Origin of the sequence: Streptomyces sp. 840.1, from assembly GCF_003751445.1 — a bacterium.
GTDB lineage: Bacteria > Actinomycetota > Actinomycetes > Streptomycetales > Streptomycetaceae > Streptomyces.
This window is the reverse complement of the sequence record NZ_RJUU01000001.1, coordinates 4,775,875-4,793,944: the sequence shown is the minus strand read 5'-3', so window position 1 is coordinate 4,793,944 and position 18,070 is coordinate 4,775,875. Positions and strand designations below refer to the sequence as shown.

At 72.0% G+C, this 18,070-nt stretch carries 16 protein-coding genes; 3 read left to right on the top strand and 13 right to left on the bottom strand.

Annotated features, from left to right (window positions below; genetic code table 11):
* Window positions 1–5: 5 nt before the first annotated feature.
* The 6 genes from EDD93_RS21865 to EDD93_RS21840 form a co-directional block, all read right to left on the bottom strand.
* On the bottom strand, window positions 6–1,274 hold the full coding sequence (locus tag EDD93_RS21865; protein ID WP_073735372.1) for a cysteine desulfurase: 1,269 nt from the start codon (window positions 1,272–1,274) through the stop codon (window positions 6–8).
* Window positions 1,271–2,035, bottom strand: a complete 765-nt coding sequence (gene sufC, locus EDD93_RS21860) for a Fe-S cluster assembly ATPase SufC (RefSeq protein WP_123526758.1) — start codon at window positions 2,033–2,035, stop codon at window positions 1,271–1,273. The genes EDD93_RS21865 and sufC overlap by 4 nt, the downstream gene beginning before the upstream one ends.
* 7 nt (window positions 2,036–2,042) lie before the next feature.
* Window positions 2,043–2,360 (bottom strand): bifunctional 3-phenylpropionate/cinnamic acid dioxygenase ferredoxin subunit, encoded by a 318-nt coding sequence (locus EDD93_RS21855; RefSeq protein ID WP_024492618.1) that lies wholly within the window; start codon window positions 2,358–2,360, stop codon window positions 2,043–2,045.
* Window positions 2,360–3,541 carry a Fe-S cluster assembly protein SufD gene (gene sufD / locus EDD93_RS21850; protein WP_123526757.1) on the bottom strand — a complete coding sequence of 394 codons (1,182 nt, stop codon included), beginning with the start codon at window positions 3,539–3,541 and terminating at the stop codon, window positions 2,360–2,362. The genes EDD93_RS21855 and sufD overlap by 1 nt, the downstream gene beginning before the upstream one ends.
* A gap of 62 nt (window positions 3,542–3,603) precedes the next feature.
* On the bottom strand, window positions 3,604–5,025 hold the full coding sequence (gene sufB, locus EDD93_RS21845) for a Fe-S cluster assembly protein SufB (RefSeq protein WP_073735375.1): 1,422 nt from the start codon (window positions 5,023–5,025) through the stop codon (window positions 3,604–3,606).
* Complete coding sequence (locus tag EDD93_RS21840; protein WP_123526756.1) at window positions 5,022–5,762, bottom strand: metalloregulator ArsR/SmtB family transcription factor; 741 nt, start codon at window positions 5,760–5,762, stop codon at window positions 5,022–5,024. Before EDD93_RS21840 ends, sufB begins: the two co-directional genes overlap by 4 nt.
* Window positions 5,763–5,898: 136 nt before the next feature.
* Here EDD93_RS21840 and EDD93_RS21835 point away from each other — a divergent pair, with 136 nt between their 5' ends.
* The 3 genes from EDD93_RS21835 to EDD93_RS21825 all read left to right on the top strand — a co-directional run bounded on the left by EDD93_RS21835 (window position 5,899) and on the right by EDD93_RS21825 (window position 8,696).
* Window positions 5,899–6,846 carry an ABC transporter ATP-binding protein gene (locus tag EDD93_RS21835; RefSeq protein ID WP_123526755.1) on the top strand — a complete coding sequence of 316 codons (948 nt, stop codon included), beginning with the start codon at window positions 5,899–5,901 and terminating at the stop codon, window positions 6,844–6,846.
* The gene (locus EDD93_RS21830; RefSeq protein WP_123526754.1) at window positions 6,843–7,610 is read left to right on the top strand and encodes an ABC transporter permease; all 768 of its coding nucleotides are present in this window, start codon (window positions 6,843–6,845) and stop codon (window positions 7,608–7,610) included. Before EDD93_RS21835 ends, EDD93_RS21830 begins: the two co-directional genes overlap by 4 nt.
* A 75-nt stretch (window positions 7,611–7,685) precedes the next feature.
* Window positions 7,686–8,696, top strand: coding sequence for a heme A synthase (locus EDD93_RS21825; RefSeq protein ID WP_123526753.1), 1,011 nt, complete (start codon window positions 7,686–7,688; stop codon window positions 8,694–8,696).
* Between the two features lie 115 nt (window positions 8,697–8,811).
* Here EDD93_RS21825 and EDD93_RS21820 read toward each other — a convergent pair whose 3' ends face one another.
* The 7 genes from EDD93_RS21820 to EDD93_RS21790 form a co-directional block, all read right to left on the bottom strand.
* A complete protein-coding gene (locus tag EDD93_RS21820; protein ID WP_398905117.1) occupies window positions 8,812–12,417 on the bottom strand; it encodes a discoidin domain-containing protein in 3,606 nt (1,201 codons plus the stop codon).
* A 407-nt stretch (window positions 12,418–12,824) separates the two neighbouring features.
* On the bottom strand, window positions 12,825–13,838 hold the full coding sequence (locus EDD93_RS21815; RefSeq protein WP_123526752.1) for a sugar kinase: 1,014 nt from the start codon (window positions 13,836–13,838) through the stop codon (window positions 12,825–12,827).
* On the bottom strand, window positions 13,835–14,692 hold the full coding sequence (locus EDD93_RS21810; protein ID WP_123526751.1) for an SMP-30/gluconolactonase/LRE family protein: 858 nt from the start codon (window positions 14,690–14,692) through the stop codon (window positions 13,835–13,837). Before EDD93_RS21810 ends, EDD93_RS21815 begins: the two co-directional genes overlap by 4 nt.
* Window positions 14,689–15,330: a bifunctional 4-hydroxy-2-oxoglutarate aldolase/2-dehydro-3-deoxy-phosphogluconate aldolase gene (locus tag EDD93_RS21805; protein WP_123526750.1), complete on the bottom strand. Its 642-nt coding sequence runs from the start codon at window positions 15,328–15,330 to the stop codon at window positions 14,689–14,691. Before EDD93_RS21805 ends, EDD93_RS21810 begins: the two co-directional genes overlap by 4 nt.
* Before the next feature lie 16 nt (window positions 15,331–15,346).
* Window positions 15,347–16,171, bottom strand: coding sequence for a hypothetical protein (locus EDD93_RS21800; protein ID WP_260255806.1), 825 nt, complete (start codon window positions 16,169–16,171; stop codon window positions 15,347–15,349).
* Window positions 16,165–17,310: a galactonate dehydratase gene (gene dgoD / locus EDD93_RS21795; protein ID WP_123526749.1), complete on the bottom strand. Its 1,146-nt coding sequence runs from the start codon at window positions 17,308–17,310 to the stop codon at window positions 16,165–16,167. The genes EDD93_RS21800 and dgoD overlap by 7 nt, the downstream gene beginning before the upstream one ends.
* Window positions 17,307–18,068, bottom strand: a complete 762-nt coding sequence (locus tag EDD93_RS21790; protein ID WP_123526748.1) for a FadR/GntR family transcriptional regulator — start codon at window positions 18,066–18,068, stop codon at window positions 17,307–17,309. The genes dgoD and EDD93_RS21790 overlap by 4 nt, the downstream gene beginning before the upstream one ends.
* Window positions 18,069–18,070 lie beyond the last annotated feature (2 nt).

The following is an 18,070-nucleotide window of genomic DNA, read 5'->3' as shown; positions in this document are numbered from 1 at the left end:
GCTGTCTAACCGAAAAAGTTCCGGACGTGTTCCAGGCCGTCCACCAGGGCGTCGACCTCGGCGGGCGTGGAGTACAGATAGAACGACGCTCGCGTCGTCGCAGGAATTCCGTACCGCAGGCAGACCGGCCGTGCGCAGTGGTGTCCGACCCGGACCGCGATGCCCTGCTCGTCGAGCACCTGGCCCACGTCGTGCGGGTGGATGTCGCCGAGCGTGAAGGAGATCGTGGCCCCCCGGTCCTCGGCGGTGGCCGGACCGATGATCCTGAGGTCCGGGACCTCCAGGAGCCGCTTCACCGCGTACTCGGTGATCGCCTGCTCGTGGCGGTGGATGTTCTCCATGCCGATCGCCGAGAGGTAGTCCACGGCCGCGCCGAGGCCGACGGCCTGGGCGATCGGGGGCGTACCGGCCTCGAACTTGTGCGGCGCCGGGGCGTAGGTCGAGGAGTGCATCGACACGGTCTCGATCATCTCGCCGCCGCCGAGGAACGGCGGCAGGTCCTCCAGGAGCTCCTGCCGTCCCCAGAGCACGCCGATGCCGGTCGGGCCGACCATCTTGTGGCCGGTGAAGGCCACGAAGTCGGCCTGCAGCGCCTGCACGTCGAGCACCATGTGCGGGGCGGCCTGCGAGGCGTCGATGCAGACCAGCGCGCCGACTTCCTGGGCGCGCCGGACGATCTGCTCGACCGGGTTGATCGTGCCCATGATGTTCGAGACCAGCGTGAAGGAGACGATCTTCGTCTTCTCGGTGATGATCTCGTTGATGTTGGACAGGTCGAGCCGGCCGTCGTCGGTGATGCCGAACCACTTCAGCTTCGCGCCGGTGCGCTGCGAGAGCAGCTGCCACGGCACGATGTTGGAGTGGTGCTCCATCTCCGTGGTGACGATCTCGGTCTCGTGGTCGACCCGGTAGGGCTCGTCGGCCCAGCCGAGCATGTTCGCCACGAGGTTGAGCGACTCCGAGGCGTTCTTGGTGAAGATCACCTCGTTGCGGCTGGGCGCGTTGATGAACGCGGCGACCTTGTCACGGGCGCCTTCGTACAGCGCCGTGGCCTCTTCCGCGATCGTGTACACGCCGCGGTGCACATTGGCGTTGTGCCGCTCGTAGTACTCGTTGAGGGCATCGAGCACCTGGCGCGGCTTCTGCGAGGTCGCAGCGCTGTCCAGGTACACGATCTTCTTGCCGTCGTGGACCGTGCGGTCCAGGATCGGGAAGTCCTTGCGGATCGCCTCGGTGTCGAGGAGGCCGGAGAGCCCCTGTCGGGCGTCAGTCACGCGGAAGCGCCACCCTTCGTGTAGGCCTCGTAGCCCTCGTTCTCCAGCTTGTCGGCCAGTTCGGCGCCACCGGACGCGGCGATGCGGCCGTTGGCGAAGACGTGCACGAAGTCGGGCTTGATGTACTTGAGGATGCGCGTGTAGTGCGTGATCAGCAGCGTGCCGACCTCGCCGGACTCACGGACCCGGTTGACGCCCTCGGAGACGGTCTTCAGCGCGTCGACGTCCAGACCGGAGTCGGTCTCGTCGAGGATCGCGACCTTCGGCTTGAGGAGCTCCAGCTGAAGGATCTCGTGGCGCTTCTTCTCGCCGCCGGAGAAGCCCTCGTTGACGTTGCGCTCGGCGAAGGCGGGGTCCATCTGGAGCTCGGACATCGCCTCCTTGACCTCCTTCACCCAGGTACGCAGCTTGGGCGCCTCGCCGCGGACGGCGGTGGCGGAGGTGCGCAGGAAGTTGGAGACCGAGACACCGGGGATCTCGACCGGGTACTGCATGGCGAGGAACAGACCGGCGCGGGCGCGCTCGTCGACGGTCATCTCCAGGACGTCCTCGCCGTCCAGGGTCACCGTGCCGCTCGTGACCGTGTACTTGGGGTGGCCTGCGAGGGAGTAGGCGAGGGTGGACTTGCCGGACCCGTTGGGGCCCATGATGGCGTGGGTCTCGCCCTGCTTCACGGTCAGGTCGACGCCCTTGAGGATCTCCTTCGTGGCGTTGTCGGCCTCGACGGTGACGTGCAGGTCGCGGATTTCAAGCGTTGCCATGGGTGACTCAGGTCTCCTGTGTGACGGAGACGAGCACATCGTCCCCTTGGATCTTGACGGGGTATACGGGGACGGGGCGCGTCGCGGGAAGGCCGGACGGCTTGCCGGTGCGCAGGTCGAAGCTCGATCCGTGCAGCCAGCACTCGATCATGCAGTCCTCGACCTCGCCCTCGGACAACGAGACGTTCGCGTGCGAGCAGATGTCGTTGATCGCGAACACCTCGCCCTCGGTGCGGACGACGGACACCGGCGTGCCGTCGAGCTCCACCCGCTTGGGGGTGTCGTCCTCCAGCTCGCTCAGCGCACAGGCTTTGACGAAGGCCATCAGACCGACGCCTTCAGCTCGGCCTCGATCTTGTCGAGGAGACGGGCCTCGACGTCCGGCAGGCCGATCTGCTGCACCAGCTCGGCGAAGAAGCCGCGCACGACGAGGCGGCGGGCCTCCTCGGCGGGGATGCCTCGGGACTGGAGGTAGAACAGCTGCTCGTCGTCGAAGCGGCCGGTCGCGGAGGCGTGGCCGGCGCCGACGATCTCGCCGGTCTCGATCTCCAGGTTCGGCACCGAGTCGACCCGGGCACCGTCGGTGAGAACCAGGTTGCGGTTCATCTCGTAGGTGTCGGTGCCCTCGGCGGCGGCCTGGATCAGGACGTCACCGATCCACACGGCGTGCGCGCCGTCGCCCTGCAGCGCGCCCTTGTAGGCCACGTTGGACTTGCAGTGCGGGGTGTTGTGGTCGACCAGGAGGCGGTGCTCCTGGTGCTGGCCCTTGTCGGTGAAGTACAGGCCGAACAGCTCGGCCTCGCCGCCGGGGCCCGCGTACGCGATCCGCGGGTGGATGCGGACGACGTCGCCGCCGAAGGTGACGACGATGGACTTGAACGAGGCGTCCCGGCCGACCAGCGCGTTGTGCTGGCCGACGTGGACGGCGCTCTCGTCCCAGTCCTGGACCGAGACGACGGTCAGCTTCGCACCGTCGCCCAGGACGTAGTCGACGTTGGCGGCGAGCACCGCGTCACCGGTGTGGTCGATGACGACGACGGCCTCGGCGAAGGCGCCCAGCTCGATGACCTGGTGGCCGTAGGCCACCCCGCCCTCGCCGTGCACCGTGATCCGGATCGGCTCGGTGAGCACGGCTTCCTTGTCGACGGAGACGACGGAGGCCTGCTCGAAGGACGAGTAGGCCTGCGCGGCCACCCGGTCCACCGGCGTACCGGCCTTGCCCAGGCGGGCGTCGTCGCGGCCGACGGTCTCGACCGTGACGCCCGAGGGGGCCTCGATCGCGACCTTCACGCCGTCGCCGGTGGCGACGGCCGTGCCGTCGTGCAGTCCGCGCAGCCGCTCCAGCGGCGTGAACCGCCACTCCTCCTCGCGGCCGTGCGGGACCGGGAAGTCCGCGACGTCGAAGGACGGGGGCGCGCTCATGCGCGTGGCGACGGTCGACTCGGCGGCCACCGCGATGGAGCCGGCGGTGCTGGAACCCGCCGGGATGTTCTGAGCCTCAGCCATGGCTGTCGTAGTGCTCGCTTTCTCAGTCAGACAGATGTCAGGGGGATTCGGTCGTCGGCGTACTAGCCGACCGAACCCTCCATCTGCAGCTCGATCAGCCGGTTGAGCTCAAGGGCGTACTCCATGGGGAGCTCCTTCGCGATCGGCTCCACGAAGCCGCGCACGATCATCGCCATCGCCTCGAACTCGGTCATGCCCCGGCTCATCAGGTAGAAGAGCTGGTCCTCGGAGACCTTGGAGACGGTCGCCTCGTGCCCCATCGACACGTCGTCCTCGCGGACGTCGACGTAGGGGTAGGTGTCGGAACGCGAGATCGTGTCGACCAGCAGCGCGTCACAGAGCACGTTGGACTTCGCGCCCGGCGCGCCCTCGCCGATCTCGATGAGACCTCGGTAGGAGGTGCGGCCGCCGCCTCGTGCCACCGACTTGGAGACGATGTTGGACGAGGTGTTCGGGGCCATGTGGACCATCTTGGCGCCGGCGTCCTGGTGCTGGCCCTCGCCCGCGAAGGCGATGGACAGGGTCTCGCCCTTGGCGTGCTCGCCCATCAGGTAGATGGCCGGGTACTTCATGGTGACCTTGGAGCCGATGTTGCCGTCGACCCACTCCATGGTCGCGCCCTCGTAGGCGACGGCGCGCTTGGTCACCAGGTTGTAGACGTTGTTCGACCAGTTCTGGATCGTCGTGTAGCGGCAGCGGCCGCCCTTCTTCACGATGATCTCGACGACCGCGGAGTGCAGCGAGTCCGAGGAGTAGATCGGCGCGGTGCAGCCCTCGACGTAGTGGACGTAGGCGTCCTCGTCGACGATGATCAGCGTCCGCTCGAACTGGCCCATGTTCTCGGTGTTGATACGGAAGTAGGCCTGGAGCGGGATCTCGACGTGCACGCCCTTCGGCACGTAGATGAACGAGCCGCCGGACCACACGGCCGAGTTCAGCGAGGCGAACTTGTTGTCACCGACGGGGATGACGGTGCCGAAGTACTCCTTGAAGAGCTCCGGGTGCTCCTTCAGCGCGGTGTCGGTGTCCATGAAGATGACACCCTGCGCCTCCAGCTCCTCGTTGATCTGGTGGTAGACGACCTCGGACTCGTACTGCGCGGCGACACCGGCGACCAGGCGCTGCTTCTCCGCCTCCGGGATGCCGAGCTTGTCGTAGGTGTTCTTGATGTCCTCGGGCAGGTCCTCCCAGGACTCCGCCTGCTTCTCCGTGGAACGCACGAAGTACTTGATGTTGTCGAAGTCGATGCCCGAGAGGTCCGAGCCCCAGTTCGGCATGGGCTTCTTGCCGAAGAGCTTGAGGCCCTTGAGCCGCAGCTTCAGCATCCACTCCGGCTCGTTCTTCTTGTCCGAGATGTCGCGGACGACAGCCTCGGAGAGGCCGCGCTTGGCCGCCGCGCCTGCCGCGTCGGAGTCGGCCCAGCCGAATTCGTACGTGCCCAGGCCATCGAGCTCAGGGTGGGCAGTCTCCGTAGGGAGCGTCATGCGGGGTTCCTCCCGGACTTGCTGGTGGATGCTGAATCAGTGGATTGCGGGGTGGTGTGAGCGCTGCGCGGGATGTAGGTCGTACACACCCCGTCGCCGTGGGCGATCGTGGCGAGACGCTGCACATGGGTCCCCAGGAGGCTGGAGAAGATCTCCGTCTCCGCCTCGCACAGCTGCGGGTACTGCTCGGCGACGTGTGCGACCGGGCAGTGGTGCTGGCACAACTGCTCACCCTGCTGCGGGTCCGGCGCGCTGCGCGCCGTAGCAGCGTACCCGTCGGCGGACAAGGCCTTGGCCAGCGCGTCCGTACGGGTTTCGGGGTCGGCGGCCTCGATCGCCGCGCGGTAGGCGGCGGACTGGCCGGCCACCCTGGCACGGGCGAACGCCATGACCGCCTCCTCGCCCGCGCTCTCGGCGATCCAGCGCAGGGCGTCCGCCGCGAGCTGGTCGTAGGACTGGTCGAAGGCGTCCCGGCCGCAGGCGGTCAGGGCGAACACCTTGGCCGGGCGGCCACGGGTCCGCGTCCCGTACACCCGCTGCTCGCGGGCCTCGACGACATCGTCGGAGACGAGGGCGTCGAGCTGGCGGCGGACGGCGGCCTGGGTGAGCCCCAGGCGCTTCGCGAGATCGGCGGCGGTGGACGGGCCGTGGTCCAGGACGGAGCGCGCGATCCGGTTGCGCGTCGAACGCTCACCGGTCGCGAGTTCCTCCTGCGGAGCCTCGCCAACGTATTTCACAACGCCATTGTTGCGTAATTCCCTCGGCCCTGACAACCACGGTCAGAAACGATCAAGGGTGTAATCGATCACTTAGGGTTACCTAATCAAGCCCCGCGACGGGGTCCCGGCGGGCGGCTGCCTAGACTTACCGCTCATGAAGAGCGAGCCCGCCCCACCCCCCTCCGGCCCCGCTGTCCAGGTCCGCGGCCTGGTGAAGCGGTACGGCGCGAAGACCGCGGTGGACGGCCTCGACCTGTGCATGGCGGCCGGTGCGGTGACCGCGGTCCTCGGCCCCAACGGCGCCGGCAAGACCACCACGATCGAGACATGCGAGGGATACCGCCGTCCGGACGAAGGCACGGTCCGGGTCCTCGGTCTGGATCCCGTCACCGACGCGGCGCGGCTGCGCCCCCGCATCGGCGTGATGCTCCAGTCCGGCGGCGTCTACTCCGGCGCCCGCGCCGACGAGATGCTCCGGCACATGGCGAAACTGCACGCCCACCCGCTCGACGTGGACGCCCTGATCGAGCGGCTGGGCCTCGGCGGCTGCGGCCGCACCACCTACCGCCGGCTCTCCGGCGGCCAGCAGCAGCGGCTCGCCCTGGCGATGGCCGTCGTCGGCCGCCCCGAGCTGGTCTTCCTGGACGAGCCGACCGCAGGCCTCGACCCGCAGGCCCGCCGCTCCACCTGGGAACTCGTCCGGGAGCTGCGCGGCGACGGCGTGTCGGTCGTGCTCACCACCCACTTCATGGACGAGGCCGAGGAGCTCGCCGACGACGTCGCGATCATCGACGCGGGCCGGATCGTCGCCCAGGGCAGCCCGGAGATGCTCTGCCGGGGCGGCGCCGAGAACACCCTGCGCTTCACCGGCCGCCCCGGCCTCGACCTCGGCTCCCTGCTCAAGGCGCTGCCCGACGGCAGCGAGGCGGCCGAGCTCAGCACGGGCACGTACCGCATCACCGGCGACGTCGACCCGCAGCTGCTGGCCACCGTCACCTCCTGGTGCGCGCAGAACGGCGTGATGCCCTCCGGCATCTCCGTCGAGCGCCACACCCTGGAGGACGTCTTCCTGGAACTGACCGGCAAGGAGCTGCGCGCATGAGCGCCGGTACGTACACCCCCCGGCCGGGCGCCGCCCCGCTGCCCCGGATGATCGCCGCGCAGACCGCGCTGGAGACCCGGATGCTGCTGCGCAACGGCGAGCAGCTGCTGCTGACGGTGGTCATCCCGACCCTGCTGCTCGTGCTGTTCAGCGCGGTCGACATCGTGGACACCGGCTCGGGCGAGCCGGTCGACTTCCTCACGCCCGGCATCCTCGCGCTCGCCGTGATGTCCACCGCCTTCACCGGCCAGGCCATCGCCACCGGCTTCGAGCGGCGCTACGGGGTGCTCAAGCGGCTCGGCGCCTCCCCGCTCCCGCGCTGGGGGCTGATGACCGCCAAGACGCTGGCCGTGCTGGTCACCGAGGTGCTCCAGGTGGTGCTGCTGACGGTGATCGCCTTCGCGCTGGGCTGGTCGCCGCACGGCAACCCGTTCGCCGTCCTGCTGCTGCTCGTGCTCGGCACCGCCGCGTTCTCCGGTCTCGGGCTGCTGATGGCCGGGACGCTGAAGGCGGAGGCGACCCTCGCGGCGGCCAACCTGGTCTTCCTGCTGCTGCTGGTCGGCGGCGGGGTCATCGTGCCGCTCGACAAGTTCCCGGACGCGGTCCAGTCGGTGCTGGGGCTGCTGCCGATCGCGGCCCTCTCCGACGGCCTGCGCGACGTCCTGCAGCACGGCGCGGCGATGCCGTGGGGCGACCTCGGCATCCTGGCCGTCTGGGCGGTGCTGGGCCTCGGCGCGGCGGCGCGGTTCTTCCGCTGGGAGTGAGCCGGCGGGCGCGCTCCGTAGGCGTATGAGACAACTCGTCCCCCTCGTGAAAGCTTGCACAAGCGGCCCCCTACGATGGTGCGCGTGCCCAAGCTGAACCGAGCCGAAGTCGCTCAAGCCGTGCGGAACCCGCTTCAGTACATCGCCGAGCGCTGGACGCCGTCCCCCCGGACGGTGCGCCGTGCCACGATGTCGGCCGTCGTGATGGCCGTCGCCATCGTCGTCACCGGCGGTGCGGTGCGGCTGACCGGTTCCGGTCTCGGCTGCCCCACCTGGCCCAAGTGCACCGACGAGAGCCTCACGGCGACGAGCGCGATGGGCTTCCACGGCGCCATCGAGTTCGGCAACCGGATGCTGACGTACGTCCTGTGCGCGGCGGTCGGGTGGGCGATCATCGCCGCCCGCTCCGCGAAGCCCTGGCGCCGCAGCGTCACGCGGCTGGGCTGGGCGCAGTTCTGGGTGGTCATGGGCAACGCCGTCCTGGGCGGCGTCGTCGTGCTGGTGGGCCTCAACCCGTACACCGTCGCGGCGCACTTCCTGCTCTCCACCGCGCTCCTCACGATCGCCCTGCTGACCTGGCAGCGGACCCGGGAGGGCGACTCGGCGCCCCGTCCGCTGGTCGGCAAGGCCGTCTCGCAGCTGACCTGGCTGCTGGTCGTCGCGGCCGGGCTACTGATCGCCGTCGGCACGGTGGTCACCGGGGCCGGCCGGCACGCCGGGGACTCCAGCGACGTCCACCGCATCCCGATCGACTGGAAGACGATCGCGCAGCTGCACGCCGATCTCGCCTGGGTCGTGGTGGCGCTGACCGTCGCGCTCTGGTTCGTCCTGAAGGCCGTCGACGCGCCCGTCGGACCGCTGCACCGCGCCCGCGACCTCTTCCTGATCCTGATGGCGCAGGGTGTGATCGGGTACGTCCAGTACTTCACGGACACGCCGGAGATCCTGGTCGGGCTGCACATGTTCGGCTCGTGCCTGGTGTGGATCGGCGTGGTGCGCGTCCTGCTGTCGCAGCGCGAGCGGCCGGTGGACGTCGCACAGGTGCCCGGCCCGGCCGCCGAACGGCCGGAGCCCGCGACGGCCTGAGCCACACCGACGCAACAACGCGAACGGCCCGGTCCGCACCCCCAGCTCGGAGGTGCGGACCGGGCCGTTCTCCGGTCCCGTGCGGCCTGACCCGCACGGGACCGGCGGGCGGTCGCTACCCGTTGACCGAGCGCGACACGTTGTATCCCTCCACCACGAGCCGGGGCCTGGCCCGGCCCTTGGTGTCGTGGCTCCACTCCACCTCGACCTCGCGCTGCTCGCCGGGCAGCAGCCAGAGGTAGTTGTCGTCGAAGTAGGCCGGCAGCACCCGCTCGTCGGTGCGCCGGTCGCGCAGCGAGAGGCGCACCATGGCGGCGACGGTGGCGCCGTCGTTGCGCAGGGCCGCCTTCAGCTTTCCGCCGGGACCCCGGCCGTTCCCGGAGACGTCCGACACCGAGCGCACCGTGACCCGGGTACGGGCCAGTTTGTTGAGTGCGGACAGGTCGGTGGTGGCGCGGTAGCGCCAGTAGGTGTTGCGCGAGCGCAGGGCGCCGTGCGCGTCCCGGAGTTCGAGCCGCAGCAGGTGGAGTGCGGGCAGCGAGTCGCCGAAGGGCACCGTGTCCCCGGTCGCGGCGGCCGACGGGGCGAGGTCGACAGTGCTGTGCGCCGGCTTGCCGAGGCGCTGTCCCCGCAGGTCGTACAGGGTCGCGGTGACGGTCGCCCGCTCGATGGCGCGGGTGGTGTGGTTGACCGCGCCGGTGCGCCAGTCGACGGGGTTGACCTGGACGTGCACGGGCTCGGTGCCCTTGCGGACGCCGTGGTAGAAGCCGTTGACGTCCAGGTCGTAGTCGTACGTCTGCCAGACGGTGCTGTGCCACGCGGGGTGCGACATCCACAGCAGCAGCCCGGAGGCGTTGTCCCACAGGCGCGTGTTCCACGCCTCGAACATCGCCCGGCCGTTCTCGTAGTTGATCAGCTGCGCCTTGCGGGTGAAGTCGGCCAGACCCGTCGCCGTCCCGAGCCGCTCCTCGATCGCCGCCTGGTAGCCCTGCGGCTGCTGGTTGCCCTTGCGGGCCCAGTCGTGGGCGCCCCACACATCTCCGACGGGCCACGCCGGCTCGTCGCCGACGAGGTTCTTCATCGACTCCTCGACGGGCAGGACGGGCATGCCGATCTCGGTGTGGAACCCGAAGTCACCGGTACGGAAGTACGAGGCGGGGTCCACCCAGTTGTACGGGCCACGGCCCTTGACCACGCCGTCCGCCGAGCTGCCCATGTAGAGGATGCCGGGTGCCTCGGCGGCCACCAGTTCCCGTACGCCGGTGTCGATGTCGGCGGGCGGGGTGCCCTCGTTGGAGCCGCACCACACGACGATGGACGCGTGGTGACGGTAGGCGCGGACGGTGTCCAGCGCGTTGCGCAGGTACTCGGCGTGGTCCGGCGGGTCCATCGACCAGCCGTTCCAGAAGTCGTTCCAGACCAGCAGGCCGTTCTCGTCGCAGGCTGCGAAGAACTCCTCGCGGTTGCTGCTGCCCACCCAGTTGCGGATCATCGTGAAGTTCATGTCACGGTGCATCCGGACGGTGTCCTCGGTGCGGCCGTCCAGGGCGCGGCGCAGCAGTTCGTCGTAGCCCCAGTTCCCGCCCCGGCAGAACACCCGGGTGCCGTTGACGGTGATCTGGAGCTGGCGCACCGGCGGCTGCTCGACGCTCTTGGCGTCGGTCCACTCCTTGCCGTCCGCCGAGACCTGGATGACGAACTTCCTGGCGTACGCGCTCTCCCAGTCGAGCACCACCTTGTTCACCGAGAGGTCCGAGCCGAGGTCGGCCTGGATCCACTCGCCGTCGGCGAACTCGGAGGACCAGCGGGTCGTGCGGTCGCCGTCGAAAACCGCGGAGGCGGGGCCGGTGCCGTCGGACGTGGAGGCCTCGGCCTTCGCTCCCCTGGCCAGGTCCTTGTCCGGGTCGGCGTCGCCGTACACCGACATGGACCACAGGGACATGCCCCAGTCGGTCGCGCGCTCGGTGCCGACCAGCCGTACGTAACGGGCCCGGCGCGCCTCGAACTCGACACTCTGGCTGCCGTGGCCGCCCGCGAAGTCGACCGGCATGCCGTAGCTGTAGCCGAACTCCCTGATGCCGAAGCGCAGCCCGCGCCGGTCGGTCACCGTGCCGCCGGTCTCGGCCTTCAGCGCGAGGTCGTACAGGTCGGGCCTGCCGTAGCCGTTGGGCCACCAGAGCTTCGGCCGGCGCACCCGCAGGGCCGGGAACTCCTTCGGGGCGAGCACCGCGTCGACGCTCTTCCCGGCGGGCACGGTCACGGTCTTCGCGACCCGGACGTCCCCGAACGCGGCGCGCACGGTGACCCGCTTCGTGTCGGAGCCGGTATTGCTGACCGGGACGGTGAGGGTGACCTCGGCGACGTCGAGCGCGGGCAGGCCGGGCAGCGTGGTGGTGATCTGCGGGTCGCCCAGCAGCGCGGTGCCGGTGGAGCGCAGCCGCACGTGGTTCCAGATGCCGGCAGCCCGGTCGCGGACCGGCGGCATCCAGTCCCAGCCGGAGACGGAGAGGTAGGTCGGCCCGTTGCGCATCATCATGGTGGCGCCGGCGTCGAGCCAGGACTCACCGCCGGGGCCCTTGTCCGCAGGGCTGCCCGGCAGCGGCATCGGGCTGATCCGCACGGCCAGGACGTTGTCCTGGCGGCCGTCCTTGTGGAGCGCGTCGGTGACGTCGAAGGAGTCGCGGGCGAAGGGGCGGCTCATCGTGCCGATCCGGGTGCCGTTCAGCCAGATCTGCGCGGCGTGGTTGATGCCGTCGAACTCCAGCCGGACGCGGCGGCCGCGTCCGGTGTCCAGGCCGCGCGGCAGCCGGAACGCCCTGCGGTACCACCAGGAGTGCCGGGACAGCGCCTCGGGGACCTTGAGGTTGTTGAGGCCGGTCACCGGGTCGGGCAGGTGGCCCTGCTCGACGAGGGAGGCCAGGACGGTGCCGGGGACGGTGGCCGGGAGCCAGCGGGCGGTGTCCACACCGGAGCCGGAGACCACCTTGCCGTCGTCGGCGGGCGCGAAGTCGTCCATGGTCAGCGCCCAGCCCGATTCGAGCGGCACGGTGCCGTCGGCCGCGACAGCCAGGGCGGGCGCGGGGGTGCGGGGCATCGACCAGTCGGTCCAGCTCTCGGCGGCGGGCCGCCCGGCCGAGGCGCGGCCGTGGACGCGGAAGCCGTTGAGGCCGACGGGGTTGTCGTTGGAGCGCCTGGTGACGGTCAGCCGGACCCAGCGGGCGGTGGCGGGCTTGTCCAGCGTGACGGTCATGGCGCCGCCCCGGCCGTCGGCGGCCCGGTGCACGGTGGTCCACTTCCGCTCGTCCTCGGACACCTCAAGGGTGAACGCGACCGCGCAGCTGGACAGGATCTCGCTCCCGTCCGTGCCGTCACGGGGGTTGCCGCCCGTGCCGGGGACGAAGGGCGGGTCGGAGACGGCGGCCTCGAAGACCAGCTCCACCGACTCCACGGTGCACCGGCCCTGGAGGTCCACGGCGATCCACTGCGGGTCGCCCGGCCCGGCCCGCCAGCCGGTCCCCCGGACCCCGGGCACGGCGAGCCCGTCCACGGCGAACTCCGCCGGGGTGGCCGCGTACGCGGTGGAGGAGACCTTGACCGGGCGGGCGGCGGCGAGTTCGGCCGCCGCCGCACCGGGCCTGCCCTTGCCGTCGGCGGCGGCGAGGCCGGCGGGCAGCGCGGCGCTGATGCCGAAGGCGGCCAGCAGCGTGGTGTTGGTGGCCAGGAAGCGGCGCCGGGAGACCTGGGAGCTGCCTCCCGGCCCGGCGGGACCGCTCCCGCCCGGTCCGTCGTTGTCCGCTGCCGACCTGAGGTCACTGTCCAGCGGTGTGTCAGCGGGTTGTTCCGGCACTCCGGCCTCCTGGCTGAGGGAAAAGGAGAAAAGCACGAGGATGACAACGTTGTCAGACTTCAGGGGCAGGCCCTGAGGTCAAGAGGGAAGGGGGGTGGCCCGTCGGCCCGCCGGCGCCGGCCGGCCCGGTGGGGGGCCGACGGCTGCCGGACGATGAAGCTGTGGCACGGCGATCCGCAGGTGGGGACCGGGGTTTTGAGGGACCGTCCGGTACCGGCTGCGCCGTGTGCCTCATTAAAGATCGATTGCCGGGCGCTTGTAAAGAGATGGCAACGTGCGGATTACGGCGTCGTGTACGGGAGCCGGCCCGCCGCCCATTCCTCCTCCCCCGCGTCCAGCAGCGCGGCAAGCCGGGCCCGGTCCGGCAGCGGACCGTGGTCGCCGGTGACCCGCAGCGCGGCGCCGGCGGTGAGGTGGCCGAGGCGCAGCGCCCGCACGGTGTCCTCGCCGCGCAGCAGCCCGGCGAGGAACCCGGCGGCGAACGCGTCACCCGCGCCCACCGGTTCGACCACCGCGACCCTGGGCGCGGGCACGGTGTGCGCGCGGTCGCCCTCGAAGGCGGTGGCGGCCCGCCCGCCGTCCTTGACCACCAGGACGCGCGGCTGGGGCAGCAGTTCGCGTACGGCCGCCGCGTCGGTCAGCCCGGCACCCCACAGGGCCTGCGCCTCGTCGAGGCCGACGAAGGTGATGTCCGCCTGCCGGGCGAAGCCGAGCAGCACCCCGGGCGCCGTGCCGTCCGGCCACAGGGCGGGCCTGTGGTTGACGTCGAAGCTGACCGGGCGGGGCCGCTGCGCGGCGGGGACCTCCAGCAGCGCGGCGACCAGCTGCCGGCAGCCCGGGGAGAGCGCCGGGGTGATGCCGCTGAGGTGGACGAGCCCGGCGGTGCGCACCGCGTCGTCGTCCAGCACGTCCTCGGTCAGGGCGGCGGCCGCCGAGCCGCCGCGGTAGTAGTGGACCCGGGTCGCCTCGGTGCCCGGGTCCTTGACCAGGAGTCCGGTCGGGCGGTGCGGGTCGGTGCGCACCCCGCTGACGTCCACCCCGGCCGAGGCCACCTCGGCGCGGATCCGGCGGCCGAAGGGGTCGTCGCCCAGCGCGGAGACCCAGCGGGCGGGCACCGCGTGGTCGGCGAGGTAGACGGCCACGTTGGACTCGGCGCCCGCGATGCGCACGCCCAGCCGCTCGGCGCCCTCCAGCGGGGTGACGGGGTCCGGGACCAGCGCGGCCATCGTCTCCCCGACGCAGGCCACCGGGGAGCGGGCGGGCTGTCCGGCCCAGGTACGGGACACGGCGCTCATGCGGGGCTCTCCTGCCGGTAGGCGGCGGTGGGCAGGCCCGGGACGTCGACCCGTACGGAGAACACCGCGCCGTCCAGCGGGCCGGGCTCGGCGAGACCGTGCCGGGCGCTGGTGACGTACAGGGTGTCTCCGTCGAGGCAGACTCCGGCGGGCTGTGTGGCGGGGAGCCGGATCTGCCGGTCGGGGGCGCCGTCGGGGCGCAGCCGGTGGACGGTTCCGGTGCCCCAGACCGCGGTCCACAGGCCTCCCTCGGCGTCGACCGCCATCCCGTCCGGGCTGCCCCCGTCGAACCTGGCGAAGGTCTCCGGCGCGCCCGGCAGCCCGCTGTCCGGGTCGACGGGGTAGCGGCGGATGACGCCCTTCGCGCTGTCCGCGAGGTACATCGCGCAGCCGTCCGCGGTGAACGCCGGGCCGTTGGGCACGGTGAGCCCGTCCAGCACCCGGTCGACCGTGCCGTCGTGGCCGACGCGGTAGAGGGAGCCGGCGCCCTCCACCGCGTCGTAGGCCCAGAACCGGCCGTGCGGATCGGCGGTGGCGTCGTTCATCCGCATCGCGTGCGCCGCCCCCTCCTCGGGGCGGGCCGTCCACTCGGCGGAGCCGTCCGGGGCGATCAGGCAGATGCCCGTGCCGGCGGCGGCGATCCAGTGGCCGGGGCGGGCGTGCACGGGGGCGACCGCGCCGAGCGGTTCAGCGAGCCGGGCCAGCTGGGTGAGCGGTGCGGTGCGGTCGGCGGGGCCGGTCAGCAGCCGGCCGGCCAGGATGTCGACGAGGACGATGCGGCCTTCGACCGCCCGGATGCCCTCACCGAGCCCGAGCCGGTCGGGCCAGAGGGCGGCCGGTTCGGCGGCGCTCACCGTCCGGCGTCCGGCGCGAGGCGGACCGCGTCGAGGAAGGCGCGGGTGCGCGCGCGCAGCGCGTCGGTGCTGCCGCCGTCGGCCGCGTCGCCGATCAGCGGGGAGCCGACGCCCACGGCGGTGGCGCCCCGGGCGAGGTAGTCGCGGGCCGCTTCGGCGTCCACCCCGCCGACCGGGACGAACGGCAGGTCCGGGAACGGTCCGCGCAGCGCCTTCAGATAGCCGGGGCCGCCTGCCTGTGCGGCGGGGAAGAGCTTGTAGGCGTCGGCGCCGAGCCGCTGGGCGGCGACGATGTCGCTCGGCGTCATGACGCCGGCCAGCACCGGCAGTCCGAGGCGCTTGGCCTCGCTGACGCCCTCGCAGACGGCCGGGGTGACGACGAAGTCGGCTCCCGCTTCGCGTACCGCCTGTGCGTCCTGGGCGGTCAGGACGGTGCCGGCGCCGAGCGGGGCGGCGGGGCCGAGGGCGGCGCGGGCCCGGCGGATGACGCCGAGCGCGTCCTGTCCGCTGAGGGAGACCTCGATGAGCGGGAGTCCCTCCTCGGCCATGGCGATGACGGTCCTGAGTGCGGCGTCCGCGTCGGCGCCGCGCACGATGGCGACGATCCGGTGGGTGCGCAGCGCGGTCAGCAGCTCCACGTGCGGGTTCCCCTTCCTATCGGTTCTGTACTGGTGGGGTGGTGTGCGCCGTCACGGTGAGGCGCCAGCGCACCTCGCCGCCGGCCGGGACGACGGCGGCGTCGCCCTCCCCGGCGGCGGCCAGGCCGAAGACCCGGCCGAGCATCGGTTCGACGCCGACGGAGCGGTACGGGTCCCGGTCGGGGAACCCGCCGAGGTTGCGCCACAGCGCCACGGACACCGGCTGGTCCCCGGCCTCGACGGCCAGCCGCAGCACGGCCGTCCCGTCGTGGACGGACACCTGCCCGGCGCCGACGACGGCGCCGGTGGCCGTCCCGTCGTCCGGGCCGATCCGGTCCAGGCCCGAGGGCCAGGCGCAGGTGGTGTACCGGTCGCCGCCGTCCGGGTAACGGCGGACCGGGGCGCCCTCCGCGATCCTGACACGGGCGCCCGGCGCCAGGTCGAGCAGGGCATGGGCGGCCCACAGGAAACGGTAACCGGGCTCTGCGGTGAGCCGGTACTCGGCCACCGCCCGGTCCCCCTCGGCGCTGATCCAGCGGGCGAGGCGGAAATCGGGGCAGTCGACGGACTCGGTGCCGTCGGCCGCGCGACGCCAGGGCCGGGACCAGGCGTCGCCGTGGTCGGGGGCGCCGCGTACCGTCGGCACGCACTCCTCCAGGCCGCCGGCGTCGGCGAACGCGTCGCCGGGCCGGACCCCTGGGCGGCGCGGCTCGGGCCGGTGCCAGAGCCATTCGCGGCCGGCCGCCCACAGGGACGTCCAGCGGCCGCCGTGCTCCGGGTCGGTCTCGATCCGTACGGGGGACGTGGCCGGGGGCGCGGCCGGGGCCGGGTCGCTCACCACTCCGCGAACGATCCGTCGTCGTGCCGCCACACCGGGTTGCGCCAGGTGTGGCCGGAGCGGTCGGCCGCGCGGACGGCGCTCTCGTCGACGGTGATGCCGAGCCCGGGGAGCGCGGTGCGCCGGGCGTGGCCCGCCTCGAAGCGGAAGGGCTCGGTGTCCACGACGTAGCTGAGCAGGTCGGCGTCCTTGTTGTAGTGGATGCCCCGGCTCTGTTCCTGGATGAGGAAGTTGGGGGTGGCGAAGGCGATCTGGAGGCTGGCCGCCAGCGCGATGGGGCCGAGCGGGCAGTGCGGGGCGAGCTGCACCCCGAAGGTCTCGGCCAGCGAGCCGATGCGGTGGACCTCGGAGATGCCCCCGGCGTGCGAGAGGTCCGGCTGGGCGACCGCGATCCCGGCCGTCAGGGCGGGCAGGAACTCGGCCCGCCCGTAGAGACGTTCGCCGGTGGCGATGGGGACGCAGGTGGCGGCGGTGAGGGCGGGCAGCAGGTGCCCCTGCTCGGGCAGGAGGGGTTCCTCCACGAACAGCGGGTGCAGCGGTTCGATGGCGTGCAGCACCCGGCGGGCGCCGGCCGGTCCGAACCGGCCGTGCATGTCGATGGCGACGTCGCGTCCGGGGCCGAGCACGTCGCGGACGGCGGCGACCCGTTCCACCACGGCGGCGGTCTCGGCGGGGCTGGCCAGCGGTGAGGTGCGCCCGGCCGCGTTCATCTTGACGGCGGTGAAGCCTGCCTCGACCTGGGCGGTGACCTCCTCGGCGAGGCGGGCGGGCTCGTCGCCGCCGACCCAGGCGTAGACCCGGACGCGGTCGCGCACGGGGCCGCCGAGGAGGGCGTGGACGGGGGCGCCGTACGCCTTGCCGGCGATGTCCCACAGGGCCTGGTCGATTCCGGCGACGGCGCTGGAGAGCACCGGGCCGCCCCGGTAGAAGCCGCCCTTGCTGAGCACCTGCCAGTGGTCCTGGACGCGCAGCGGGTCCTGGCCGATCAGGTATTCGGCCAGGACGTCCACGGCGGCCCGGACGACCTCGGCGCGGCCCTCGACGACGGGTTCGCCCCAGCCGACGACGCCCTCGTCGGTCTCGATCCGGCAGAACAGCCAGCGCGGGGGGACGAGGAAGGTCTCGATACGGGTGATCTTCACCGGTTCACGGTCCCCTCGTCGGTGCCGGGCGCCGGTGCGGTCCCCGGGGCGGTGCCGTGCACCCGGTCGAGGTCGCGGACTGCCTGGTCGAGCAGGGCGCGCATGGCGTGTTCGGCGGCGGCCGGGTCCCGGTCGCGGACGGCGTCCAGGACGGCGCGGTGACTGGGGACCGGGTCCTCGCCGGCCTGCGAGCTGTGCACGATCTCGTCCCGGTGGGCGAGGCCGGACTCGATGACCATCTCCATGCGTTCCAGCAGCTCGTTGTGGGTGGCCGCGAGGAGGGCGCGGTGGAAGGCGAGGTCGGCCTCGACCGCGTGGGCGGCGCCGCCCTCCTGCTCGCCCATGGCGGTGATCGCCGCTTCGAGGGTGACCAGGTCCTCCTCGGTGCGGCGCTCGGCGGCCAGCCGGACGGCGGCCGGTTCGATGATGCCGCGGACCTCTCCGAGGTTGCGCAGGAGCGCCAGGTCGGTGCCCGACTCGGTGCCGCCGGCGAACTGCCAGCGCAGGACGTCGGCGTCGAGCAGGTTCCAGTCCGCGCGGGCTCTGACGAAGGTGCCGCGCTTCTGGCGGGCGTCGACGATCCCCTTGGCCGCGAGGACCTTCAGGGACTCGCGCAAGGCGGTCAGGCTGACGTCAAGCTCGCCCTGGAGCGCCACGAGGTCGAGTGTCGCCCCTTCGGGGATCTCGCCGCTCAGGACCCGGCGCGCGAGAGTCTCCACGGTCTGGCCGTGCACTCCGCGGCGCGCGTATGGCGTCATGT

Excerpts from the sequence above, each read along its gene's own strand:
- EDD93_RS21790 (WP_123526748.1), bottom strand. The coding sequence starts at position 18,068 with ATGACGCCATACGCGCGCCGCGGAGTGCACGGCCAGACCGTGGAGACT.
- EDD93_RS21855 (WP_024492618.1), bottom strand. The coding sequence starts at position 2,360 with ATGGCCTTCGTCAAAGCCTGTGCGCTGAGCGAGCTGGAGGACGACACC.
- EDD93_RS21835 (WP_123526755.1), top strand. The coding sequence starts at position 5,899 with ATGAAGAGCGAGCCCGCCCCACCCCCCTCCGGCCCCGCTGTCCAGGTC.
- EDD93_RS21830 (WP_123526754.1), top strand. The coding sequence starts at position 6,843 with ATGAGCGCCGGTACGTACACCCCCCGGCCGGGCGCCGCCCCGCTGCCC.
- sufD (WP_123526757.1), bottom strand. The coding sequence starts at position 3,541 with ATGGCTGAGGCTCAGAACATCCCGGCGGGTTCCAGCACCGCCGGCTCC.
- EDD93_RS21825 (WP_123526753.1), top strand. The coding sequence starts at position 7,686 with ATGGTGCGCGTGCCCAAGCTGAACCGAGCCGAAGTCGCTCAAGCCGTG.
- sufB (WP_073735375.1), bottom strand. The coding sequence starts at position 5,025 with ATGACGCTCCCTACGGAGACTGCCCACCCTGAGCTCGATGGCCTGGGC.
- EDD93_RS21815 (WP_123526752.1), bottom strand. The coding sequence starts at position 13,838 with ATGAGCGCCGTGTCCCGTACCTGGGCCGGACAGCCCGCCCGCTCCCCG.
- sufC (WP_123526758.1), bottom strand. The coding sequence starts at position 2,035 with ATGGCAACGCTTGAAATCCGCGACCTGCACGTCACCGTCGAGGCCGAC.